The organism is Roseomonas indoligenes (assembly GCF_017813365.1).
In the GTDB taxonomy this organism is placed as follows: Bacteria; Pseudomonadota; Alphaproteobacteria; order Acetobacterales; family Acetobacteraceae; genus Roseomonas; species Roseomonas indoligenes.
Map to the genome: position 1 here is coordinate 24,161 of NZ_JAGIZA010000011.1, position 23,033 is coordinate 47,193.

Below are 23,033 nucleotides of genomic sequence, written 5' to 3' on the forward strand. Positions count from 1 at the left end.
GTAGCCCGGCCGCCGGGCTCCGATTTCCATCGCCTGGCCAGGCACACGGGCCCTCGCGCCTGCTGCGGTTCGTGCCGGCGGCGGCCTGTCCCGCCGAGCGGCTAGCCGATGCCCAGCACGGCGCGGGCCCCTGCCGCATCCGCCGCGATGGCGGCCTTCAGCTCGTCCAGCCCGGTGAAGGTCATGTCCTCCCGCAGGAAGCGGACCAGGCGGATGCCGATCTCCCGGTCGTAGAGGTCGCCGGACCAGTCGAAGAGGTGCGTCTCCAGCCGCGTCTCCGGGTCTCCGCCCAGGGTCGGGCGGCGGCCGATATTCGCGACCCCCGGCACCAGGGTTCCGTCCGGCAGGGCGGCGCGCACGGCGTAGACGCCGCGGGCCGGCTCCAGGTGGCGGCCCATCCAGATATTGGCGGTGGGCCAGCCGAGTTCCCGGCCCAGGCGATCGCCGTGGAAGACCACCCCGCGCACCTCCCAGTCCCGGCCCAGCAGGGCGGCGGCGCGCTCGGGGTAGCCGTCCTGCAGGGCGCGGCGGATGCGAGTGCTGCTGATCGGGCCGGCGGCGTCGGAGACGGGGGGGACGATGGAGAGGCCGATGCCCCGCCGCTCCGCCCAGCGGGCCAGGAAGGTCACGTCGCCGCCCCGGCGGTGGCCGAAGGCGAAGTCGGCGCCGCAGGCCAGGTGCCGGGCCCCCAGCGCCTCGGCGAGGATCGTCTCGCAGAAGGCCTCGGCCTCCATGGCGGCGAGGGTGGCGTCGAAGGGAATGGCGTGCAGGCCGGTGCAGCCCGCCTCCGCCAGGGCTGCGGCCTTGGCGGGCAGAAGGGTCAGGCGGAAGGGCGGGTCCTGGGGGCGGAAATACTCCCGGGGATGGGGTTCCAGCGTCATCGCCTGCAGGGGCAGGTCCGGGCGGGCGGCGTGGGCGGCGGCGAGCACGGCGCGGTGGCCGCGATGCACCCCGTCCAGGTTGCCCAGTGCCACGGTGCCGCCGCGCGCGCCCGCCGGCAGGGCGCGCCAGTCCGTCCAGACCTCGCAGGCCATGTCGGGCCTCGTCAGGGGTGATATCAAGCCTGGGCCACGCGCTCGATCCAGCGCGTCACCTCCGGCGGGCGGAAGGTGGCGAGCAGGTCCAGGGCCGCGGCCGGCGTTCCGGCCGTGAGGGAGAGCTGGCGGTGCTCGGCGCGCACGAAGCCGGCCTCCACCATGCCGTCCAGCATCGCGTTCAGCCGGCCCCAGTAGCCGTTCACGTCCAGGAAGACCGTGCCCTTGCGGTGCAGGCCGAGCTGGGACCAGGTGAGGACCTCGAAGGCCTCCTCCAGCGTGCCGAAGCCGCCGGGCAGCACCACGAAGCCGTCCGAAAGCTTCGCCATCATCGCCTTCCGCTCATGCATGGAGGCGACGACGTGCAGCCGGGTGACGGAGCCGTGGCCGAGTTCCCTCTGCATCAGGTGCTCGGGGATCACCCCGTCCACCTCGGCCCCGGCCTCCAGCGCGGCGTCCGCCACCACGCCCATCAGCCCCACCTTGCCCCCGCCATAGACGAGGCCGAGGCCCCGCTCCGCGATGGCATGGCCCAGGGCGCGGGCCGCTTCGGCGAAGGCGGGGTCGGTGCCGGGGTTCGCGCCGCAGAAGACGCAGACCTTCTTCATCTCAATGCTCATGGGGGGAATGTGGCACCGCAGCAGGCCTCTATCCAGCCGGGGGCGGCGATCCTTGCGGAAGGGGGCGTCAGCCCCTCTTGCGGAAGACGAAGAGGTTGGAGAGCCACTGGTCGATCTGGCTGCTGACCAGGCCCGTGTCCTCCCGCACCTCCACCGGCCGGCAATCCGCCTCCTCGGCCAGGGCGAAGACGGTGGGCTGGGGCAGGATGTGCATCTCCATCTGCTTGCCCAGCGGCCCGTCCAGGTAGTCCCGGATGCGGAAGGTGTAGTCCAGCTTGTAGGTGGGCACCTGGAAGACCGCGACGCCGCCGGGGTTCAGGGCGGCGAAGGCGCGTCGGAGGATGGCCGCCATCACCGGCGGCGGGTTGTGCTGCAGCACGATGCGGGAGAACCAGAAGTCGCAGCGGAGCTCGGGGTGCAGCCGGTCCGGCCCGAGATGCTCGAGCTGGACGTTGGACGCGCCGGTCTCGGCCAGGTGGGCGGCGGCGATGTCCAAATGCGGGCGCGAGATGTCGCAGGCGACCACCTTCGGGAACTTGACGGCCAAGTGGCCCGTCACCCGCCCCACGCCGCAGCCGTATTCCACGGCGGTGACCATCGCTTCCGGCTGCACGCGGGCGCGGCGCAGGCAGCCGCGGATGATGTTCAGGTCGTTCTTCCCGCTGGCGTAGAAATACGCCTTCGTGTCCTCGATCCGCTCGGGCCGGTACATGTCGCTTGTTAGCACGGACCAGTGCGGCGCCTCCGTGCCAATGGCGGACCAGTATTCCCCGGTCTTCTCGACCAGGCGGCGCAAGGTCTCCGGCGGCGCCTCCGTCTCTACCTTCAGGGGCGGCACGGTCAGGGGCAGAGGGCGCGGCAGGCCGTTGACGAGGAGGCGCGACTTCCTGAGGAACTCCTCCGAGCTGAGGAAGCGTGCGCGCAGCGCCTCCAGCGTCTCCTCCGGGATAACCTGGGAGAGGAGGACCATGTCCGATTCCGGCTCGCGGCCCAGGATGTAGCGGTAGCAGGTCAGGACTTCGTCGCGGGTCGCCATGGGGCGGAGCCTAGCATGTCCCCGCCGATCCGCACCGGCCGCGGGGTGGATGGTTGCGGCATGGACAAGGCCCGGCCCCGGCGCGAGAAACCCGGGCGGCCATTGGAAGAGGACCCCCCATGCCACAGACCCGGATCGGCACCAGCGAAGCCCTGCTGGAGGAGCTGCAAGGCTGGGTGCTGCACGAGACGCCGACCACTGACCCCGTGGCGGTGAACGGCCTGATGGACAGGGCGGAGACGGCGCTGCGCGAGGCCGGCGCGGTGGTGGAGCGCATCCCCGGCCGGGACGGCTACGGGGACACGCTGATCGCGCGCACCCCGCCGAGCCCCGCCCATGGCAACCGCCGCCCCGTGCTCATCTCCGGCCATCTGGACACGGTGTGGGACAATGGGACGCTGGCCACCTCCATGCCCTGGAAGGTGGAGGGGGAGAAGGCCTTCGGGCCGGGGATCTACGACATGAAGGCGGGATCCTTCCTGGCCTTCCACGCGCTGCGGGAGATCCTGCGCCAGGGCGTGCAGACGAAGAGCCCGATCACCCTGCTGCTGACGCCGGACGAGGAGGTGGGCAGCCCCACCTCCCGCGATATCATCGAGCGGGAGGCGGCGGGGTCCAGCGCGGTGCTGATCCCCGAGCCCGCGGGCAATCCCGGCGGCGCCTGCGTGACGGCGCGCAAGGGCGTGGGGCGCTTCACCGTGAAGATCCAGGGCGTGTCCGCCCATGCCGGCGGCAACTGGACGGAGGGGCGCAGCGCGGTGGTGGCGCTGGCCGGGCTGATCGGGAAGGTTCACGCCATGGTGGACCTGGCGGGGGGCACCACGACGAATGTCGCGCCGGTCTGGGGCGGCACGCGGCCCAACGTGATCCCGCCGGAGGCCGGCTGCGAGATCGACCTGCGCGTGGCGACGGTGGCGGACGGCGAGCGGATGGAGAAGGAGATCCTGGCGCTCGCGGGCACCGAGGACGGGATCACCATCACGGTGGAGGGCGGGATGAACCGCCCCTCCTTCGCGGAGAACCCGGACATCCTGAACCTCTATGAGCGCGCCCGGACCCTGGCGCGGGAGGCGGGCTACGAGCTGCCGAAGCAGCACCGCGGCGGCGGATCCGACGGCAACTTCACCGCCGCCATGGGCATCCCGACGCTGGACGGGCTGGGCTGCACGGGTGCTGGCGCCCATGCGCCCTTCGAGCACATCCTGTGGCGGGACCTGGCGCCGCGCGGGCAGGTGATCGCGGGGCTGCTGGAGACCCTCTGACCCAATAGGAAGGGATGGCGGCCGTGGCGGACCGGGATTGCGACGTTCTTGTCGTGGGGGCCGGGCCGACGGGGCTGATGGCCGCCACCCTGCTGCGCCGGCGCGGCGTGCGGGTGCGGGTGGTGGAGAAGCGGGCCGAGGCGTCCCGCGAATCCCAGGCCTTCGCGATCCAGGCGCGGACGCTGGAGCTGTTCGGGTCGATCGGCCTCGTGGAGTCCTTCCTGGACCGGGGCGTGATGAACACGGGGGTGGAGTTCCACCTGGGCGGGCGGCCCCTGGGCGGGCTGGACTTCGACCGCGCGGATTCCCCCGACACGCCCTTCCCCTTCATCCTCATGCTGCCCCAGGCCGAGACCGAGGCCCTCCTCATCGCCGACCTCGAGGCCCAGGGGGTGCGGGTGGAGCGCGGGGTCGAGGTGGCGCGGCTGGCCCAGGACGCGGCAGGGGTGACCGTGCGCGGCACGGGGCCGGAGGGGGAGGTCTCCATCCGCAGCGCCTTCCTGGTGGGCGCGGACGGGGCGCACAGCATCGTCCGCAAGGCGCTCGGGCTGTCCTTCGCGGGCGCGCCCTATGACCAGCACTTCCTGCTGGCGGATTGCCGGGTGGACTGGGACCTCGGGCACCATCGCTTCCGGGGCTTCGTCAATGCCGGCGCGCTGGGGCTGTTCCTTCCGCTGAAGGGCGAGGCGCTGTCGCGCGTGATGGCGGCGGATACGCGCCCGGAGGCGGCGACGGGCGATCCGCGGGCACCGCTGGGCCTGCCGGAGATGCAGGCGGCCTTCTCCGCCGCGGTGGGGCATCCCGTGCGGCTGCGGGATGCGGCCTGGACCAGCCGCTACCGGATCCATCACCGCGGGGTGGAGCGCTACCGGGTGGGCCGCGCCTTCGTGGCGGGGGATGCGGCGCATATCCATTCTCCGGCCGGCGGGCAGGGCATGAACACGGGGCTGCAGGACGCGGCGAACCTCGCCTGGAAGCTGGCGGAGGTGGTGCAGGGCACCGCCGGCGATGCGCTGCTGGACAGCTACGACGCGGAGCGGCGGCCGGTGGGGGAGGCGGTGCTGCGGCAGACGGACCGGCTTTTCTCCGTCGTGGCCGCGCAGCGGGGCTGGCGGGCGGCGCTGCGCGGGCCGCTGATGACCGCCGTCTTCGGGGGCGCGGCGGAGCTGGGGGCGGTGCAGCGCCGGGCCTTCCGCACGGTGTCGGAGATCGACATCGCCTATCCCGGCGCGTCGAAGGGGCCGCATCCCCGCGCGGGGGAGCGGGCGCCGGACGCGGCGATCAACCGGCGGACGCGCGTCTTCGACCTCATCACCGGATATCGGCCGCACCTGCTGGCGCTCTCGCGCCGGCCGCTGGGGCCGGAGGCGGTGGAGGCGGCGCGGGCGGCGATGGAGGGCTTCCGCATGCCGTCCCACCTCGTCGCCCGGCTGGTGGCGGGGCGGGATCCGCGCGCGGTGGTGCCGGAGACGGCGGCTGTGTTCGAGGCCTATGGGCTGCACGGGCCGGCGGACCAGGCGGTGCTGGTCATCCGGCCCGATGGCTATGTCGCCTGGCGCGGCGAGGGGCTGGACCTGACGGCGGCGCGGCGGGCCCTCTCGGGCCGCTGAGCCGCGCCGGGCCAGCACTGGCCGATCAGACGGTCAGCTCGCCCTCCTCCTCACCCGCCCAGTAGTGGATGCGGGAGGCGTGGACCTTGATCAGCACGAGGCCGGGCGTGTCGACGCCCTTCTCGAACCAGCGGTCCAGGTCCGTGGTCCAGTGGGCCTGGAACTGGGCCTTGTCGCGGATCAGCTCGGCCTGGCCCTCCACGTTGATGAAGACGGGGCGCTGGCCGACGATGCCTTCCCGCCCCGCGAAGGCCAGGGCCACCTTCGGGTCGCGCGCGATCTCGCCGACCGTGTGCGTGCTGTCGAGGGCGAAGAAGTAGCTGTCGCCCTTGTACTCCACCTCGCCGTTGTTGCTCATCGGCCGGCCGGCGATGTGGCCGTTCTCGGCGCGGGTCATGAGCATGGCGTAGTCGATCTTCGCCATGTCCTTGGACAGGTCGGAGAGGGTCTTCTGGGCCATGGGAGGGCTCCTTCGGGTTGCCGGGGCTGAACGCGGGAGGGCGGGCGTCGTTCCGGCGGGCCGGACGGTGGCATCGCGCGTGCCGAACCGGGGCCGGGGCACGGCGTTCCCGCTGGACACACCGGACGGAGAGCGCCTTGCGACGCATTGGACCCCTTCTGCTCGCCGCCGCGCTGGCCGCGCCCATGGCCGCGGCGGCCCAGCCCGTCCGGGACGCGGCGAGCGGGCTGGTGGTGGCGGCGCCGCCGGGCTACGCGGCCCGTTCCATCCCGCCGGGGCGCGGGCAGGCCGCGCGCTTCGAGGTGAAGACGCCCGCCGACACCGACACGGGCTGCCAGGTGGCCTTCACCCCGGCGCCGCAGAATGGCCGCTTCACCCAGGCCCAGCTGGACGCCACCATGCGGGGGGCCGAGTGGCAGGACCTGGCGCGGAAGGCCCTGTCAGCCCTCTATGAGATCCGGGAGGCCAGGACCTTCGAGGACAAGGGGCGGTCCGGCTACACCATGGTCGGGGATTTCAAGGGCGAGGGGCTGCCGCCCCGAGCGCGCGAGGTGCGGACCCTTTTCGTGATCCAGGAGACCCCGCGCGGCCGGACCTCCACCGTTTGCGTGGGGGAGCGGACGGGGTTCGAGACGCGGCGGGCCGAGTTCATGGCGGTGGCCACCGGGGCGACCCCCCCGTGAGAGGGATAGGGCCCCTTCTCCTGCTCCCTTTCCTGGCCGGGCCTGCCCTGGCGGCCGGTCCGCCGGACTCCGGGCTCTATGGGGGGCTCAGCCTCGCCATCAACGGGAATCAGGTGAGCGGCGTCTTCTCGGAGGCGCGCAGGGGCGGCGGAACGGAGGCGGCGCCGCAGTTCAGCTGCGTCTTCCTGCTGCGCGGCCGGTTGGAGAAGGGGCGCGGGCAAGTGGAGACATGGTATCCCGGGGAGGATCCGATCCCCGGTAATCTCTCCTTCGAGGGGGCCCAGGCCTCCCTGGTGCTGCGGGAGAACCATGGCGGCTGCCTCATGACGACAGGGGACATGGTGGGCCAACCCTACCGTGCGGGGCTGGACCGCGCGGGGGATGGCTGGATCGGGGTGGCGCTCGTCACCGCGCGGCGGGCGGCTTTCCGCCCCGCCCCGGGCGCGCCCGCTCCGCGGACCCCCTATGTGGTGGAGGATGATCCCGTCGCGGTGCTGGAGCGGCGGGGGGAATGGGTGCGGGCGCGCTACGTCGCCGGGGAGCGGGCGGTGGAGGGCTGGCTACGCGCGGCGGAGCTGGCGCCGGACCGGCCGCCGGGCCGGCGCTGAGGCTGGCGGCACAGCGGCGGCCGCGCATGGTCGTGCCCACACCGACCTGGGCCACGGGCTGGCAGGCGGGGCCGTAACGCAGGCTTGACCGGGGTGACCGGGCGGCGGGCGCGGGGGCGCGGGCGTTAAGCGTCCGGTGTCACGGCCGGGCTGGCCCGGCAGGATCGTGGAGGACGACAGGGATGCGGATCACCGCCCTTCTTGCCGGCGCGGCGCTCGCCCTGATGGTCGCCGGGGCGCCGGGCGCGATGGCCGGGGAGGCCCGGGTGAGCTTCGTGGCGCCGGAGCGCTTCACCGATGCGAGCCTGAACGGCAGGCGGAGCGTGGACGCGGATGCGCCGGCGCTGCGGGAGCTTGCAGCCCATATCGGGCGGCTGGCGCAGGGCGGGCTGCCGGCGGGGCAGACCCTGGAGGTGGAGGTCACGGATGTGGACCTGACCGGGCAGATCGAGCCCTGGCGGATCGACAATCCCGACCTTCGGGTGGTGACGGGCGCCACCTGGCCGCGAATCGCGCTGCGCTACCGGCTGCGCGAGGGGGATCGGGTGATCCGCAGCGGCGAGGAGCGGCTGAGCGACCAGGCCTTCGACATGCGGCCCGGGCGGATCCAGTCCGGCGACCGGCTCTTCTCGGAGAAGGCGATGCTGGACGACTGGTTCCAGACGCGCTTCCGGGCTGGCTGATCGGGGGCTGGCTGATCGGGGGCCGGCTAGAACACGAAGTTCAGGGCTTCCATTCCCAGCCAGCAGAGCAGGGCAAGGACCACGGTGGCGAAGAGGCAGCCGGCAATGGTAAGGGCGACGCCCCAGCCCATGGTGCGGCTGTCATGCTCTACCAGGCCGAGCGCCATGACGATGTTGCCGAAGGCCGGAGGGCCGTTGGTGCCCGGGCCCGGCAGGATCAGCATGACCGCGACATAGACGGTCAGCCAGCCGAAGAGGCGGTCCCCGAAGGGGGTGGTGAAGGGGCCGGGGCGGGGGCGGACATGGCGTTCCAGCTTCCGCAGCCACTTCGAGGAGGCGCCGGCGAGGCGCAGCAGGTCCGTCCGGCGGATCGAGCGGCGGGCCATGATGGCGGGCAGGCGCGGCACGCGGCGGCCGAGGCCCATCTGCACCCCCAGCACCAGCATGGGTAGGCCGAAGACGCTGGCCATGCCCGGCAGAAGGGAAGGCAGGAGCAGCAGGAGGATGAGCAGGCCGAAGGCGCGGTCGCCGAAGGCCTCCGCCATCTCCCCGAGGGTGATGCGTTCCCCGGGGAAGGTGGCCGCCACCTCGGCCACGATGCGGGAGATGGGGGCGGCGTCCTCGGCGGCGTGCCCGGCGGGGGCGGCGGGGGCGAGGGGGAGGTGGATGGTGCCGTCCATAAGTCGCGTCGTGCTCCCCATTGGGTGGGTTGAAGGCGAAGGGGGCCTCTCGCGGACCCTTGGGCAAGGCCTCACAATCTGGTGCGGCGGAGGCGCCACCCAAGGAGAACCCAAGGTGAAAACCGGGGATGGGGGCGAATCCCGGGCCGGGCGGGGCCAAGTTCCCGGGCATGAGGGATGTTGATGTCGCGCTGTGCCTGGCGGTGGACGCCTCCTCCTCCGTCGATCACGACGAGTTCGGGCTGATGATGGGCGGGCTGGCCGCGGCCTTCCGTGACCCGGAGGTGGTGGCCGCGGCGGCCGGTGGGCCGCGCGGGGCGGCGGCGGTGGCGGCCGTCCTGTGGTCCGGGCCGGGGGCGCAGGCGGTGGCGGTGCCCTGGATGGTGGTCGACGGGGAGGAGAGCGCGGCCGCGCTGGCGGATGCGGTGGATTCCGCCCCCCGGCTGGTGCCGGCGGGCGCCACCGCGCTGGGGGAGGGGCTGACGGCGGCGCTGCGGCTGCTGGCGGAGTTCCCCGCGAAGGCGGGGCGGCAGGTGGTGGACGTCTCCGGCGACGGGGCGGGGAATGCGGGCATCCCGTCCGGCCCCGTGCGGGATGCGGCGGTGGGGGCGGGGGTGACGGTGAACGGGCTGGCCGTGGTGAACGAGGAGCCGGACCTGCCGGCCCACTATGCGGCGGAGGTGATCGGCGGGCCCGGCGCCTTCGTGATGGAGTGCGCGGACTATGCCGCCTTCGCCGAGGCGATCCGGCGCAAGCTGGTGCGGGAATTGCGGGCGGCCCCGACCTCCTGAGAAACGCGGCCCCCTGAGAGGAACGGGGGGCGATCGTGAAACCCAGGCATTAACGCAGGGCATGCGCGTTGAACCGGCGCAGCCCCTATATCCCGGCCGTCCTTTCCCCCGGAGCCGCCGTGATGTCCGCGACCACCTTCAACGAAACACCGACCCTGCCGCGCCCGCCCGGGGTGCAGGCGATGGCGGCGCTGGCGGCGGGGGCGCTGTTGCTGGCGGGGGTGGCCTGGATCTCCCAGGTGGTGAGCGGGCGGCAGGCGGCGCTGTACCTGCTGGGCGCCGCGCTGGGGATGGTGCTGTACCATGCCTCCTTCGGCTTCACCTCGGCCTGGCGGGTCTTCATCGCGGACCGGCGGGGGGAGGGGCTGCGGGCGCAGATGTTCATGCTCGCGCTCGCGGCGCTGCTGTTCTTCCCCGTGCTGGCGCAGGGGACGCTGTTCGGGGAACCGGTGCGGGGGCTGGTCTCGCCCGTCGGGGTCTCCGTGGTGTTCGGGGCCTTCCTGTTCGGGATCGGGATGCAGCTGGGCGGGGGCTGCGCCTCCGGCACGCTCTACACGGCGGGCGGCGGGTCCGTGCGGATGGTGCTGACGCTGCTGTTTTTCGTGGTCGGCTCCACGCTGGGGGCGGCGCATCTGCACTGGTGGGCATCGCTGCCCTCGCTGCCGCCGATCTCGCTGGTCGCGCTCTGGGGACCCTGGGCGGCGCTGGCGGCAAACCTCGTGGTCTTCGCGCTGATTGCCGGGATCACGGTGGTGCTGGAGCGGCGACGGCACGGGCGGCTGGTGCAGGCGGCGGCGCCGGTGCGGCACGGGCTGGGCCGCTTCCTGCGCGGGCCCTGGCCGGTGCTGGCGGGCGCGGTGGGGCTGGCGCTGCTGAACTTCGCGACGCTCGCGCTCTCCGGCCGGCCCTGGGGGATCACCTCGGCCTTCGCGCTCTGGGGTTCCAAGGCGGCGGTGGCGCTGGGGATCGACGCGGCCTCCTGGCCCTACTGGTCGGCGCCCGCGCAGAGGGCGGCGCTGGAGGGGAGCGTGCTGAACGACGTCACCTCCGTGATGGATTTCGGCATCATCGTCGGCGCGCTGCTGGCGGCGGCGCTGGCCGGGCGCTACGCGCCGAAGCTCGGCGTTCCGCTGCGCTCCGCCCTGGCCGCGGTGGTGGGCGGGCTGGTCCTCGGCTACGGGGCGCGGCTGGCCTATGGCTGCAACATCGGGGCGTATTTCTCCGGCATCGTCTCCGGCAGCCTGCATGGCTGGGTGTGGATGGTGGCGGCCTTCTTCGGGAACGTGCTGGGCACCCGGATCCGGCCGCTCTTCGGGCTGGAGGTGGAGAGGGTGCCCCGGCAGACCGGCTGCTGAGCCCGGTTGTTTCGCGCGGGGCGGGGGTGCAGTTTCCCCGCTCCCGTCGCTGAAGGCTCCGCCATGCTTCTGCTCATCCCCGGCCCCGTCCAGACCAGCGCGGAGGTGAAGGCGGCGATGGGGGTGGACATCGCGCCCTGGGACCTGGACTTCCGGCGGGAGTACGCGCGCATCCGGGAGCGGGTGCGCGATCTCGCGGGCGGGGTTGAGGGCGTGCACGCCACGCTGCCGTTGCAGGGCGCCGGGCACTTCATGGTGGAGGCGGCGATCCGCACCTTCGTGCCGCCCGCGGGCAAGGTGCTGATCCCCCGCAACGGCACCTATGCCGACCGCATGATCCGCCTGGCGCGGGAGGCGGGGCGGGTGCCCATGGTGCTGGAGGTGCCGGACACGCGCGGCGTGCGGGCCGGGGAGGTGGCGGCGGCGCTGGAGGCAGACCCGGAGATCTCCCACGTCTCGCTCGTCTATTCCGAGACGGGGAGCGGGGTGATCAACGATCCGCGCCCGGTGGGGAAGGCGGTGCGGGCGCTGGGGCGGCGGATGATCCTGGACGCCGTTTCCGCCTTCGGCGCGCTGCCCTTCGACATCGCCGCGCAGCCGGAATGCGACGCGGTGCTCTTCACCTCCAACAAGTGCCTGGAGGGGATGCCGGGGATCGGCTTCGCCGTCTGCCCGATGGAGCGCGCGCGGGAGCGGGCGGGGCTGGCGGGGTCCTGGAGCTTCGACCTGGGCGACGTGCTGCGCACGGCCGAGACGGCGGGATGGGGATCCTTCCGCTTCACCCCGGCGGCGCAGGCGCTGCACGCCTTCGGCGTGGCGCTGGACCTGCATGCGGCGGAGGGCGGGCGCGAGGCCCGGCTGGCCCGCTACACCGCTAACATGCGGGTGCTGCGGAGCGGCGCGGAGCGGCTGGGGCTGCGTCCCTATCTGACCCCGGAGGAGCAGGGGCCGATCATCCTGACCCTGCACCAGCCGGAGGCGCCGGGCTTCACGCTGCAGGGCTTCGTGGACGCGCTGAAGCGGCGCGGCGTGCTCATCAGCAACTTCTACAACACGCCGGTGCCGAGCATCCGCATCGGCTGCATCGGGGCGGTGACGCCGGACGACATGCGGCGGGCGCTGGTGGCGATGGAAGCTGCGCTGGTGGAGATGGGGGTGCGGCGGGAGGCGGCCTGACCGGGGGCGCGGGCTGCCCCAGGGGGAAGGAGGTCTTCCCCTGGGGAGGCTAGCTGCGTCCGGGGGATTTGAGTGTCTGGGCCAGCACGCCGCCGCCGATGACGAGGAGGGCGCCGAACAGGCTTCCGGTCGTCGGCGTGGCATGCAGGAGGAGGGCGTCCAGCGCCATGGCCCATAGCAGCCCGGAGAACTGCCACGGCGCCAGGCGCGACGCCTCGCCCCGGTGCAGGGCCGCGGCGATGCTCGCCAGGGCGGCCGTCTGGACGGCGGTCACCACCACGACCAGTCCGGCGGATACAAGGCCGACAGGGTGCCAGTCGGCCGCGACGGGCACGGCCAGCAGGACGACGCCGACCAGGGCTACCTGCAGGATGGTGTCGAGCGTGGTGGCGACCTCACGGAGGCGCCGGATGACGATCTGGTAGGCGGCATAGGTGAGCGCGCCCGCAAAGGCCGCGGCGATGCCGGGCAGGCTTGCCTCCCCGCCCGGCTTCACGATCAGCAGCATGCCGGCGAAGCCGACCAGCGTGCCGAGCCAGCGGCCGAGCGAGACCTTCTCGCGCAGGAAGAGGCCACCGAGCAGGGCGAGCAGGAGCGGTGCGGTGAAGCCGAGGGCCGAAGCAGCTGTGACGGACAGGAGGGTGTAGGCCAGCACCGCGAGCGCGTTCGAGACGACGAGCGCGGCGGCCGCCGCCCTCTGCTCCCAGGCCCTCTCGGGCCGAAACAGGCGGTGCCATGTCAGCCGGCTCCCCGGCCAGGCGGTGGCGGCCAGGCCGACCAGCAGGATCACGACGCAGCGGAGGAAGGTGACCTGCAAGGGGGTCAGGCCGTGATCCGTGACCAGCTTCTTGGAGAGCGCGTAGCCCAGGACGTAGAGGAGGCCCGAGAGGACCGTGAGCCCGATGGCGGGCGATATCATCGAGCCCTGGTGGGTCTTCGCTTCCGTCCTTGGCGCTTCCAAGCCGCTCTCTCCACGTCAGGATCAGCTCAGCGCTGCGCCGTCATGCCGGCATCCTAGCCCTGGATAAGCCTGAAGGGGATGCCGGGTGGGATGGCCGGCGGGAGCCGGAACCGCCTTCCCGGCCTCGGGGCGGCGCCTATTCCGGCTGGATGCCCGCAACCTGCGCGATGCGCGCCGTGCGCTCGGATTCCGTTTCGATAAAGCGTGCGAAGCTGGCGCGGTCCTCGGCCACGGGTTCCGCGCCTTGGTCGGCGATGCGGGCGCGAATTTCGGAGTCACGGGCGAGGGTTTGGACGGCGGCGTTGAGGCGGTCGGCCTCGGCCGCGGGGAGGCCCTTGGGGGCCCAGAGGGCGTACCAGAGAGTGAAGTCCAGGCCGGGCATGCCGCCCTCGGCGACCGTGGGGATGGACGGGGCGCGGTCCGAGCGGCGGGGACCCATGACGGCGAAGGCGCGCAGGCGGTTGGCCTCGATATGGGGCAGGGCGGAGCCGAGCGGGGCGACCATCAGGGCGGCGTTGCCGGAGAGCACATCCGTCAGCGCGGGTGCGGTGCCGCGATAGGAGACGACGAGGGCATCGGCGCCGGCCGCCTGCTTGAAACTTTCCGTCGCAAGGTGGCCCATGGCGCCGAGGGCGGAGTTGGCGAAGGGGAAGGCCTCCGGCTTCGCCTTCATGGCGGCGACGAGGGCGGGAAGGCCGCCTTCGGGCGTCGTGCGGGGGTTGCCCACCAGCACCATAGGGGCGGTGGCCAGGCGGGCGATGGGGGTGAAGTCCGCGACCGGGTCGTAGGGCACGGCGCGCATGACGCGGCGGGCCATGAGGTGGATGTCCGCGTTGACGAGGAGGGTGGTGCCATCGGGCGCGGAGCGGGCGACCTCCGCGGCGCCGAGGGTGTTGTTGGCGCCCGAGCGGTTCTCCACCACCCAGGTCTGGTCCAGCGCCTCGGCGAGGCGGGTGGCGTAGATGCGGCCGATCACGTCGATGGCGCCACCAGGGGCGGCGGGCACGACGAGGCGCACGGTGCGGCGCTGGGCGCGCGCGATGCCCGGCATGAGCGGGAGCAGGGCGGCGCCGGAGAGGGCGCGGCGGGGGATGCGCATGGACGTTCTCCGCTATGGAGTTCTGGCGCGGGGCCGTTCCGGCCTCTCGCGCCGATGCGGTCAGATCCCGCCGAAGCCGGCGCGGGCGCGGTAGTAGGACCAGGCGCGGTCCAGCGGGCGCTCGCCCATCAGCATCTCGGATGTGAGCCTGATCTCGCCTTCCGTGAGGAAGCGCGGGGTGCCCATGGCGGTGGCGCGGGCCTGCAGATCCGCATTGTCCTTCATGCGGACGCTGACGAAGACGACAGCGGGCAGGGAGTGCGCGGCGACGGCGGCGCCGTGGTTCTTCAGCAGGACGCAGGTGCCGTTGCCGAGGGCCTTGGCGAGGCTGTCGGCGCGCGGGGCGTCGTCGATCAGCATGTTAGTGTCGCCGAACTCGTCGCGGCTGTCCCAGACCGGCACCGCGCCGCCGAGGACGGAAGCCATGTGCATGATCGGGCGCAGCGGCACGTCCACGATCGTGTAGGGCATCACGGCCGGGGCGTGGTGGTGGACGGTGGCGTTCACGTCCGGGCGCGCGGCGAAGATGCGGGCGTGGAGGACGCTTTCCAGGTAGGGGCGCAGGCCCTTGGGATCGACGGGGGTGCCGTCCAGCGTGAATTCCAGCAGGTCGTCGCGCGTGACGAGCTCCGGCGAGCGGGAGCGGGAGATGAAGAAGCGGTCGGGGCGGCCGGGGTGGCGCAGGGCGACGTGGCCGAAATCGTCGAGGACGCCCTCATGGGCGAGAATGCGGTTGGCGACGACGAGGTCGCCCAGCAGCGCGTGCAGGTCCTGGCTCAAGCCGCAGACTCCCGGGGAATGGCGGGTGCGCCCGCTTCACTCCGCTTTCCTGGACGTGTTTCGTTGAAAGTCAGTATGCGTTCTTTCAGTGTGCCGTCAATATAGGCGCCGTGATCGCCGGGGAGGCTGAGGGCTTGAGTGGCAGCGAGGATGAAGGGCCGATGCAGGAGATCTACGGAATGCCCGGGCACCTGATCCGGCGTGCCCATCAGATTTCAGGCGCTCTCTTCGCGGAGGAGGTGGGGGAGCACGACCTGACCTCCGTGCAGTTCAGCGCGCTGTTCGCGATCCGGGCCTATCCCGGGGTGGACGCGACGCGGCTCTCCGCGCTGATCGCCTTCGACCGCTCCACTCTGGGCGGGGTGCTGGAGCGGTTGGAGGCGAAGGACTGGATCGTCAGGGAGCCGGCGCCGGCGGACCGGCGGGCCAAGCGGCTGCGGCTGACACCAGCGGGTGCGGATTTGCTGCAGGAGGTGGAAGGGCCTGTGCGGCGCGTGCAGGAGAAGCTGCTGGCGCCGCTCTCCCCGGCGGACCGGGCCACTTTCCTTCGCTTGGCCGCGCAGCTGGCGGACCTGCACAACGAGGTGACGCCGGCGCCGATCCGGCGGGCAATGGTGGGTTAGCCTGCCTCGCCGGATGACTGGGGCTAGCCGGCTTCCGCGAATGACCAGGGTTAGCCGGCTTCCGCCGGCAGGGGCGGGTTCCCCGTCCCCTCCGGCCCGCGCATCCCGATGCGGCCGAGGCCGGGAAGCTTGATCGCGGGGCGGCGCAGGTCCAGCCCGGCAACGGCACCGAGGATGTTCACCTCGATCCCTTCCACCCAGGCGAGGGTCAGGCCGGCATAGCCGCCGAGCGAGAGGCGAAAGCCCGTGCGGGACGGGGTGGGACGCAACCAGCGGCCGTCATGCGGGTAGTCCTTGCCGAGGGCATTGGGCGGCAGGGTGAGGCCGATGGCGGGAACGGCCTCCATGATTGCCGCGACGAAGGTGTTGGAGTTGGGGCCGGGCCAGGCGCGGTAGTCGCCCTGGTTGCTCCAGGCATATTCCGCGACGGCCTTCTGGATTGGCGGGATCATGGCGGCGGCGGAGGGGCCATCGGCCGCGAAGACGGTTTCCGGCACCTGGCCGAACCAGCGGCCATCCGGGGCGAAGCCGTTCATGCGGATGGGATCGCCCCAGGCCGTGTAGTCATAGCGGGTGTAGGACGCCGCGCCTTCCGGCTTGAAGACGATCCAGCAATGCACCGCGAAGATGCCGCGCCAGCGCACGGTGGGGGCGGCATAGACGCGCACCACGGCACCGGGATTGCGGGAGGCCGGCGGCAGGAGGCCGGCGCTGGAGCGATCCGCTGCCCGCCAATCCGTGCCCGCCGACCTGGCCTTGTAGAGGGCGGCGGAGATTCCGAGCGGGACGATGTAGAACAGGACGAAGAGGAGAAGCGCGGCTTTGAGGACGGTCATGGGCCGTCCTCATCTTTGTTGCGGTGCGGCAGGGTGCAAGGTTTGGCGGGTAACCTTCGCGGTCGGTCTGTCCCGGAGAGAGGAAGGAGGAATTCTACCTCTCCCCGGACCCCTCACCTTCATCTTCTTCTGGCAGTCGGTTCTGCTGCGTTGACTGTGCGCCTCGGCTCGTCGTGCCGAGGCGACGGCAAGGGCAGGATCGAGCCCAATCCTAGAGGGCTGACAGATCAGGTCAGTCCTGCGGCAGCCCGATGCAGGTCCAGGGTTGGACCTATAGCTCCAACCAGCCTCCTGGCGGGGGTTCCAGGGGGCGGCGCCCACTGGTCCCGGACAGGTCAGAAGATGTCGTCCAGTTCCCGGTAGTCCGGCAATTCGGTGGAGATCGGGCGGCCGTTGCGGAGGACGAGGCGAGGGCCGCGGCGGCGGGAGAGCAGCTCGTCCATGGTGCGGCCGCGGAAGAGGAGGAGGTCGGCGGCGGCGCCGGGGCGGATGCGGCCGTGCTCGGGCAGGCCCATCCAGTCGGCGGGGCGGGCGGCGATGGTGGTGGGCCAGTCCGCGATGGGCTTGTCCAGGTGGCCGATGCGGACGGCGTCCGTGAAGGTCTCCATCGGATCGTGGTCGCCGTAGCCGTAGAAGGGGTCCCGGCAGTTGTCGCCGCCGATGAGCACGGTGATGCCGCGGGCGCGGAGCTCGTGCAGCAGGGTCACGCCGCGCCAGCGCGGGGTGCGGTGGGGCACGCGGTCCTGCAGATAGAGGTTCACCGGGGGCAGGGAGATGATCGTGATCCCGGCCTCCGCCACCAGGTCCATCACGCGGTCGGCGGCGTCCGGTTCCTGCACGGCGAGGCTGCAGCAGTGGCCGCAGGTGACGCGTCCCGGGAAGCGGTGGCGGATGGCGGCGCGGGCGATGGGACCGAGCGTGGCGGCCCTGGGATCGCCGCTCTCGTCCACGTGCAGGTCGATGTCCAGGCCGTGCCGCATCGCAAGGCGGAAGAGGGCGTCGAGCCAGGAATCCATCCTCTCCATCGTCGCGCCGGCGGGGAGGCTGGTATTGCCGCCGAGGAGGCCGCCGGTGGTGGCGATGCGGGCGGCCAGGGCCTCGCCTTCTTCCTCCGCGTAGGTCGCGGTCGGGACCATGCCGACGGCCTGGAGGGCAACGCGCGCGCGCCATTCCTCGCGCAGCTCCGCGAAGACGGGCCAGGAGATGGCGGCCTGGGGGCCCTGGCTGTCGAGATGGGTGCGGATAGCGACGACGCCGTTCGCCTCGGCGCAGCGCAGGGCGAAGGTGAAGCGGCGGCGGACGTCCTCCGCGCTCCAGTTCGCGGCGCGGTCCTCGGCCACGGCCTTCACGGCGCCGGGGTGGCTGCCGTCCGGGTTCCCTGCGCGGGGGAGGATGTGGCCCTTGTCGAGATGGGCGTGGGGATCGACGAGGCCAGGCCAGACCTGGCCGCGATCGAGGTCCAGCGCGCCTTCGGGGGGCCTGGCGGCGGCGGGGGTGAGGGCGGCGATGCGGCCATCGGCGATGTGGATGTCGGCGAGGACGAGGCCGTCCGCATCGGCGGGGCCGAGGTTGCCTTCCGTCAGCACGGCGGGGATGGAGGCGCGGTGGAGCAGCATCCCGCCCCCGTCGGTGGGGAGCGGGGGGAAGCCTGGCACGGTCAACGGTCCTTCTTCAGTGCGCTCTCATGCCAACGGCGGAGCATCAGGTGCGAGACGAGGGAGAGGGCGAGGAAGATGACGACGCCGGAGAAGGAGATCAGGGCCAGGGCCGCGAACATGCGGGGGATCTGGAGCTGGTAGCCGGATTCGAGGATGCGGTAGGCGAGGCCCGAGGAGGCGCCGCCGGTGCCGGCCACGAATTCCGCGACGATGGCGCCGATGAGGGAGAGGCCGCCGGAGATGCGGAGCCCGGCCAGGAAGAAGGGCATGGCGGCGGGCAGGCGGAGTTGGACCAGCGTCTGCCAGCGCGTGGCGCCGTAGAGACGGAACAGGTCCACCAGGTTCCGGTCCGTGCTGTTCAGCCCGATGGTGGTGTTGGAGACGATGGGGAAGAAGGCGACGATCCAGGCGCAGATGAGGAGGGACGCCTGGACGTTGTCCACCCAGATGATGATGAGCGGGGCGATGGCGACGACCGGCGTGACCTGCAGCATCACCGCATAGGGCAGGAAGGTCATTTCCACCCATTTGGACTGGCTGAACAGGACGGAGAGGGCGACGCCGGCCGAGACCGCCACCAGCAGGGCGAGAAGGGTGATGCGGAGCGTGACCGCGAGCGAGCCGGAGAGGGTGGGCCAATCCTTCACCAGGGTCTGCGCGATCTGGACGGGGCCGGGGACGATGTAGGCGGGCACGGCGAAGTGGCGCACGGCCCATTCCCAGCCGCCGAGGAGGAGAAGGCCCATGACGAGCGGCGCGAGGATGCGCGGCCAGGTCCCGGCGGACAGGCCGAGGAAGCGGCGCTCCTGCGGAAGCGCCTCGTCGGGCGGGGTCATGCGGCCATGGCCCTTTCCAGCGCCCCTGAGACGGTGCGGCAGAGCGCGGCATAGTCGGGCGAGGTGCGGAAGGCCTCGTCCCGCTGCACTGGCGCCTCGATGGAGAGGTCGGAATGGAGGCGGCCGGGGCCCGCGGCCATGACGATCACCCGTTCGGAGAGGTAGACGGATTCGAAGACGGAATGGGTGACGAAGACGGCGGTGAAACGCCTGGCTTCCCAGAGGCGGAGCAGGTCGTTGTTCAGGCGGAAGCGGGTGATCTCGTCCAGGGCTGCGAAAGGCTCGTCCAGCAGCAGCATCTCCGGTTCCGTCACTAGGGCGCGGGCGATGGAGACGCGCATCTTCATGCCGCCGGAGAGCTCGCGCGGGTAGCTTTCCGCGAAGTCGGAGAGGCCGACGAGGGCGAGCATCTTCCGCGCGCGGCGGTGGCGCTCCGCCTTCGCCACGCCTTCCAGCCTCAGGGGCAGGGCGACGTTGTCGATGGCGGTCTGCCAGGGCATGAGCGTGGGCTCCTGGAAGACGAAGCCGAGCTTCGGCCTCGGGGTGCCCCTGGCGTCATGCGTGGCGCGCGGCCAGTCGATCGTGCCGGCGGTGACGGGCGAGAGGCCTGCCACCATGCGCAGCACCGTGCTCTTCCCGCAGCCGGAGGGGCCGAGGAGGGAGACGAAGCCCCCCGCCGCGATGTCCAGGTCCAGCCCCCGCACCGCCAGCGTGCCGTTCCCGTAGCGCTTGGTCACGCCGCGGAGGGAGACGACGGGGAGGGTGCCCGGCGCCGTGCCGTGGTTCCGTGCCGGGGCGGTGTGGTCGCTGGCCGCGATGGTGCCGTCCTCCTGCACGCCGGCCGATCCAGCCCCCCGTTTCTGCGACGCCCGGCACGGGGTCAAGGTGGGGTGGGGCGGGCGGCCCGGAAGGGGGAGGGGCTGCGGCGCGGGATTTGCTTCACGCCCGGGGCGGCTGTGAAAGAGGATCGGCAGCATGAGCACGACGGTGATGGCGGCCCCGAAGCCGCGTGAGATGATGCACCTCAACACTCGCTCCGACGCGCGGGGCTGGGCGAGGCTGGGGGTGCATGTCGCCCTGATCCTGGCGACGGGGTGGCTGGTGGCGGTGTCGACCACCGTGCTCGGCGGGGTGCTGGCGGTGCCGGCGATGATGGTGGCGGGGGTGGTGCAGGCGGCGCTTTTCGCGCCGATCCACGAGACCTGCCACTACACGGCCTTCAAGTCCCGCCGGGTGAATGCCGTGGTGGGGTGGCTGGTGGCGCTGCCGGCGCTGCGGAACTGGCACTTCTACCAGGCCTTCCATCTGGCGCATCACAAGCACACCCAGGACCCGGAGCATGACCCGGAGCTGTCCCCGCCGCCGCCGGGGAACCTGCCGGCCTATGTGGGGCGGGTGATCGGCCTGCCCTATTGGAAGGCGCAGCTGACGGTCTGGGCGCGGGCCTGGAAGGGCGACCTCTCGGCCTATCCCTTCATCCACCCGGCCGCCGCGCCGCGGGTGATCCGCAGCATCCGCGCCGGTTCGGCCTTCACGGTGGCGCTGGCCGTCGCGGTGGGCCTTGTCTTCGGCTGGGCGGCGGTGCTGCTGTTCTGGGTGGGGCCGCAGCTGCTCGGCCAGCCCGTGCTGCGGTTGTACCTGCTCTCCGAGCACACGGGCTGCACGGAGGATTCCAACGGCCTGACGAACACGCGCACCATGATGACGGTCGCGCCGGTGCGGCTGCTGATGTGGGAGATGCCCTACCACGCGGAGCATCACCTCTACCCCTTCATCCCGTTCCACCGGCTGCGCGACGCCCACGCGCTGCTGCGGGACCGGCTGGCGCATATCGGGCCGGGCTACGTGGCCTGGCACCGGGACCATATCCGGGAGCTGCGGAGGGCGGGCTGAGCGGCCCGCCCCTTTCCCTCAGTAGCCGCGGGCCTCATCCACGGCGTGGAGCGGGGGCTCGCCACGCTCAATCCGGGACAGGTTCTCCATCACCAGCCGCGCTACCGCGAGGGGATGGGGCGAGGCGGCGATGTGCGGGGTCAGGGTGACTCCGGGATGGGCCCAGAGGGCGCTGTCGGCCGGTAGGGGCTCCGTCTCGAAGACATCCAGATGGGCGTGGGAGAGGTGGCCGGAGTCGAGGGCGGCCAGCAACGCCGCCTCGTCCACCTGGCCGCCGCGGCCGACGGCCACCACCACCGCGCCGCGCGGCAGCTTCGACAGGGCCGTTGCGTCTAGGATGCCGTGGGTCTCCGCGGTGATGGGGAGGAGGACCACGAGGAAGTCGCTGCGGGACAGGAAAGTGCCCATCTCCGCCGGGCCGGCGAAGGATTCGATGCCCTCCGCCGATTTGCGGGAACGGCTCCAGCCCACGAGGTTGTATCCGAGCTGGCGCAGCGGCCGCGCGGTGGCGAGGCCGAGCGCGCCGAGGCCCATGATGCCCACCGTGATGTCGCAGGCGTGGCGCTGCGTCAGGCGCTTCCAGATCCGGGCGCGCTGCTGCTCGTCATAGAGGCGGTGGTCGCGCGTCTCGCGCAGGATGGCATGGATGATGTGCTGGGCCATGCCCTGGTCCAGTTCTTCCGCCACCACGCGGCAGAGGGGCACGCCGGCAGGGCGGCCAGGCGCGTCCCGCAGCGCGTTCACGCCGGCGCCGACGCCGTGGACGAGGCGGAGCGCGGCGAGGCCCTCGAACACGCCCGGCGGCGGGCGGAAGGCGACGAGGCAGGCCACCTTTTCCGGGGAGGGCACGTCCGGCCAGATCCAGAGGGGGCGGTCGCCCCGGGCGGCTTCCAGTGCCTCCTGGAGGAGGTCCGCATTGCTGGCGGTGGGGCAGAAAAGGATGCCCCGGGCCTGGTTGGCGGCGGGGGCCTGCTTGTCCGGCATGCTCAAGATCGACTCCGTGGCCTCAACCGGCATCCCGCAGGTTCTCGCGCAGGGTGGTGCCGGCATAGTGCCGGCGGAACAACCCGCGGCGCTGCAATTCAGGGACCACCATGCGGCCGAACTCCTCGAAGGTGGAGGGGAAGACGGTGGGCGGCAGGATGAAGCCGTCGCAGGCACCGGCGGTGAACCAGTCCTCCAGCATGTCGGCAATGGTGGCCGGAGAGCCGGCGACCAGGTCGCGGGGGCGGCGAACGGCCTCGGCGAAGGTGATGTTCTTCTGGCGGGCGACCTGCATCATCCGGTCGCGGTGGCCCTGCACGCCCTGGTTCGTGCCGGGGGTGTCCAGTGCCTCGGCCGTTTCCACCTTGCTGAGATCGGCGACCACGGACCAGGAGGTGGAGGCCAGGACGAGTTCCGGATCGACGAGGGATTCGAGATAGGCAGCCTTCTCCTGCGCGATGCTGTCGGTTTCCCCGACCACCACGGTGAGGGAGGGGAGGATGGCGCACTCGTCGGGGTTGCGGCCGAAGCGTTCCGCGCGAACGCGGATATCCGTGCGGAAGGCCAGGGCATCGGGTTTCGTGGCGGGGGTGCAGAAGATCATCTCCGACCAGCGCGCGGCGAAGTCCCGCCCGCGCGGGGAGGAACCGGCCTGCATCAGCACGGGGCGGACCTGCGGGGTGCGGGGGATGGTGAGCGGGCCATCTGTGCGGACGTAGCGGCCCCGGTAGTTCGCGGCGTGGATCTTGTCGGGATCGGCAAAGGTGCCGGACTCGCGGTCCAGCACGAGGGCGTCGGGCTCCCATCCCGTCCAGAGCGCGTCGCAGGCCTCCAGCACCTCGTCCGCCATGTCGTAGCGGGCGTCCTTCGGTGGCAGACCCTCCATCCCGCAGTTCCGCGCCTCGAAGTCGCGGCCGGTGGTGACGACGTTCCAGGCCGCGCGGCCGTTGCTGATCATGTCCAGCGAGGCGAGCTGGCGGGCGATGATGTAGGCGGGGGTGAAGCTGGTGGAGAGGGTGGCGCCAAGGCCGAGATGGCGGGTGACGCGCGCCATCATCGGCAGCAGCGTCATCGGATCCATGAGGGAGAGCTGGCCGCCGCGCCGGGCGTATTCCGCGTAGCTGCCCTTGTAGAGATCGGGGATGCCAAGGCCATCGGCGAAGAAGCAGGCGTCGAACCGCGCCTCCTCCAGCACGCGGGCGATGTGCTCCCAGCGCTCGGCGGTGAAGAGATCGTGCAGGCTGGCGGCGGGGTGGCGCCAGGTGCTGGGATAGCTCGCGTTCGGCCCGGCCTTGAGATAGGCGACGAGGTGCATCTTGCCGCGCGCGGCCATGGCGTGTCTCCGGGCGGGAATCGATCCTCCGG

General features: G+C 72.2%; 24 protein-coding genes. 10 read left to right on the top strand and 14 right to left on the bottom strand.

The features are described from left to right. Positions 1 to 101: 101 nt before the first annotated feature. The 3 genes from ribF to J5Y10_RS17370 all read right to left on the bottom strand — a co-directional run bounded on the left by ribF (position 102) and on the right by J5Y10_RS17370 (position 2,690). Positions 102 to 1,034, bottom strand: coding sequence for a riboflavin biosynthesis protein RibF (gene ribF / locus J5Y10_RS17360; protein ID WP_209375306.1), 933 nt, complete (start codon positions 1,032 to 1,034; stop codon positions 102 to 104). 23 nt (positions 1,035 to 1,057) lie between these two features. Further along, on the bottom strand, positions 1,058 to 1,642 hold the full coding sequence (locus tag J5Y10_RS17365) for an LOG family protein (RefSeq protein ID WP_209375307.1): 585 nt from the start codon (positions 1,640 to 1,642) through the stop codon (positions 1,058 to 1,060). A gap of 79 nt (positions 1,643 to 1,721) precedes the next feature. Then, entirely contained in the window at positions 1,722 to 2,690 is a 969-nt protein-coding gene (locus J5Y10_RS17370) for a class I SAM-dependent methyltransferase (protein WP_209375308.1), read from the bottom strand. Between the two features lie 119 nt (positions 2,691 to 2,809). Here J5Y10_RS17370 and J5Y10_RS17375 point away from each other — a divergent pair, with 119 nt between their 5' ends. After that, complete coding sequence (locus J5Y10_RS17375) at positions 2,810 to 3,952, top strand: M20 family metallopeptidase (protein WP_209375309.1); 1,143 nt, start codon at positions 2,810 to 2,812, stop codon at positions 3,950 to 3,952. Between the two features lie 14 nt (positions 3,953 to 3,966). After that, positions 3,967 to 5,562, top strand: a complete 1,596-nt coding sequence (locus tag J5Y10_RS28505; RefSeq protein WP_209375310.1) for an FAD-dependent monooxygenase — start codon at positions 3,967 to 3,969, stop codon at positions 5,560 to 5,562. A 25-nt stretch (positions 5,563 to 5,587) separates the two neighbouring features. Here the strand turns inward: J5Y10_RS28505 and J5Y10_RS17385 are convergent, their stop codons facing one another. After that, positions 5,588 to 6,022 carry a pyridoxamine 5'-phosphate oxidase family protein gene (locus J5Y10_RS17385; RefSeq protein ID WP_209375311.1) on the bottom strand — a complete coding sequence of 145 codons (435 nt, stop codon included), beginning with the start codon at positions 6,020 to 6,022 and terminating at the stop codon, positions 5,588 to 5,590. 137 nt (positions 6,023 to 6,159) lie between these two features. Here J5Y10_RS17385 and J5Y10_RS17390 point away from each other — a divergent pair, with 137 nt between their 5' ends. The 3 genes from J5Y10_RS17390 (at position 6,160) to J5Y10_RS17400 (ending at position 7,996) form a co-directional block, all read left to right on the top strand. Then, complete coding sequence (locus J5Y10_RS17390) at positions 6,160 to 6,705, top strand: hypothetical protein (protein WP_209375312.1); 546 nt, start codon at positions 6,160 to 6,162, stop codon at positions 6,703 to 6,705. Beyond that, entirely contained in the window at positions 6,702 to 7,313 is a 612-nt protein-coding gene (locus J5Y10_RS17395; protein ID WP_209375313.1) for an SH3 domain-containing protein, read from the top strand. Before J5Y10_RS17390 ends, J5Y10_RS17395 begins: the two co-directional genes overlap by 4 nt. A 182-nt stretch (positions 7,314 to 7,495) precedes the next feature. Next, positions 7,496 to 7,996 (top strand): DUF3016 domain-containing protein, encoded by a 501-nt coding sequence (locus tag J5Y10_RS17400; protein ID WP_209375314.1) that lies wholly within the window; start codon positions 7,496 to 7,498, stop codon positions 7,994 to 7,996. Positions 7,997 to 8,022: 26 nt separating this feature from the next. Here the strand turns inward: J5Y10_RS17400 and J5Y10_RS17405 are convergent, their stop codons facing one another. Then, positions 8,023 to 8,676, bottom strand: coding sequence for an exopolysaccharide biosynthesis protein (locus tag J5Y10_RS17405; RefSeq protein WP_209375315.1), 654 nt, complete (start codon positions 8,674 to 8,676; stop codon positions 8,023 to 8,025). A gap of 170 nt (positions 8,677 to 8,846) precedes the next feature. On the opposite strand from J5Y10_RS17405, the gene J5Y10_RS17410 reads away from it, so the two are divergent. The 3 genes from J5Y10_RS17410 (at position 8,847) to J5Y10_RS17420 (ending at position 11,998) form a co-directional block, all read left to right on the top strand. Continuing rightward, a complete protein-coding gene (locus J5Y10_RS17410; RefSeq protein ID WP_209375316.1) occupies positions 8,847 to 9,467 on the top strand; it encodes a DUF1194 domain-containing protein in 621 nt (206 codons plus the stop codon). 122 nt (positions 9,468 to 9,589) lie between these two features. Beyond that, entirely contained in the window at positions 9,590 to 10,822 is a 1,233-nt protein-coding gene (locus J5Y10_RS17415; RefSeq protein ID WP_209375317.1) for a YeeE/YedE family protein, read from the top strand. Between the two features lie 63 nt (positions 10,823 to 10,885). Beyond that, the gene (locus J5Y10_RS17420; protein ID WP_209375318.1) at positions 10,886 to 11,998 is read left to right on the top strand and encodes a 2-aminoethylphosphonate--pyruvate transaminase; all 1,113 of its coding nucleotides are present in this window, start codon (positions 10,886 to 10,888) and stop codon (positions 11,996 to 11,998) included. Positions 11,999 to 12,047: 49 nt separating this feature from the next. On the opposite strand, the gene J5Y10_RS17425 is transcribed toward J5Y10_RS17420, so the two are convergent. The 3 genes from J5Y10_RS17425 to J5Y10_RS17435 form a co-directional block, all read right to left on the bottom strand. Next, positions 12,048 to 12,959 carry a DMT family transporter gene (locus J5Y10_RS17425; RefSeq protein ID WP_209375319.1) on the bottom strand — a complete coding sequence of 304 codons (912 nt, stop codon included), beginning with the start codon at positions 12,957 to 12,959 and terminating at the stop codon, positions 12,048 to 12,050. 136 nt (positions 12,960 to 13,095) lie between these two features. Next, a complete protein-coding gene (locus tag J5Y10_RS17430; RefSeq protein ID WP_209375320.1) occupies positions 13,096 to 14,058 on the bottom strand; it encodes a Bug family tripartite tricarboxylate transporter substrate binding protein in 963 nt (320 codons plus the stop codon). 60 nt (positions 14,059 to 14,118) lie between these two features. Continuing rightward, the gene (locus J5Y10_RS17435) at positions 14,119 to 14,838 is read right to left on the bottom strand and encodes a class II aldolase/adducin family protein (RefSeq protein WP_209375321.1); all 720 of its coding nucleotides are present in this window, start codon (positions 14,836 to 14,838) and stop codon (positions 14,119 to 14,121) included. A gap of 161 nt (positions 14,839 to 14,999) precedes the next feature. Between J5Y10_RS17435 and J5Y10_RS17440 the strand changes: the two genes are divergently transcribed. After that, positions 15,000 to 15,461, top strand: coding sequence for a MarR family winged helix-turn-helix transcriptional regulator (locus J5Y10_RS17440; protein WP_209375322.1), 462 nt, complete (start codon positions 15,000 to 15,002; stop codon positions 15,459 to 15,461). 50 nt (positions 15,462 to 15,511) lie between these two features. Here the strand turns inward: J5Y10_RS17440 and J5Y10_RS17445 are convergent, their stop codons facing one another. The 4 genes from J5Y10_RS17445 to J5Y10_RS17460 form a co-directional block, all read right to left on the bottom strand. Then, a complete protein-coding gene (locus J5Y10_RS17445; protein WP_209375323.1) occupies positions 15,512 to 16,297 on the bottom strand; it encodes a DUF3750 domain-containing protein in 786 nt (261 codons plus the stop codon). Between the two features lie 335 nt (positions 16,298 to 16,632). Next, complete coding sequence (locus tag J5Y10_RS17450) at positions 16,633 to 17,952, bottom strand: cytosine deaminase (protein ID WP_209375324.1); 1,320 nt, start codon at positions 17,950 to 17,952, stop codon at positions 16,633 to 16,635. Positions 17,953 to 17,954: 2 nt separating this feature from the next. After that, complete coding sequence (locus J5Y10_RS17455; RefSeq protein ID WP_209375325.1) at positions 17,955 to 18,791, bottom strand: ABC transporter permease; 837 nt, start codon at positions 18,789 to 18,791, stop codon at positions 17,955 to 17,957. Further along, entirely contained in the window at positions 18,788 to 19,627 is an 840-nt protein-coding gene (locus J5Y10_RS17460; protein ID WP_342452950.1) for an ABC transporter ATP-binding protein, read from the bottom strand. Before J5Y10_RS17460 ends, J5Y10_RS17455 begins: the two co-directional genes overlap by 4 nt. Before the next feature lie 139 nt (positions 19,628 to 19,766). Here J5Y10_RS17460 and J5Y10_RS17465 point away from each other — a divergent pair, with 139 nt between their 5' ends. Continuing rightward, a complete protein-coding gene (locus J5Y10_RS17465; protein ID WP_209375326.1) occupies positions 19,767 to 20,684 on the top strand; it encodes a fatty acid desaturase in 918 nt (305 codons plus the stop codon). A gap of 18 nt (positions 20,685 to 20,702) precedes the next feature. On the opposite strand, the gene J5Y10_RS17470 is transcribed toward J5Y10_RS17465, so the two are convergent. Both J5Y10_RS17470 and J5Y10_RS17475 read right to left on the bottom strand, forming a co-directional pair. Further along, positions 20,703 to 21,668 carry a 2-hydroxyacid dehydrogenase gene (locus J5Y10_RS17470; RefSeq protein ID WP_245214840.1) on the bottom strand — a complete coding sequence of 322 codons (966 nt, stop codon included), beginning with the start codon at positions 21,666 to 21,668 and terminating at the stop codon, positions 20,703 to 20,705. 22 nt (positions 21,669 to 21,690) lie between these two features. Continuing rightward, a complete protein-coding gene (locus J5Y10_RS17475; protein WP_209375328.1) occupies positions 21,691 to 23,001 on the bottom strand; it encodes an NtaA/DmoA family FMN-dependent monooxygenase in 1,311 nt (436 codons plus the stop codon). Between the last annotated feature and the right edge of the window lie 32 nt (positions 23,002 to 23,033).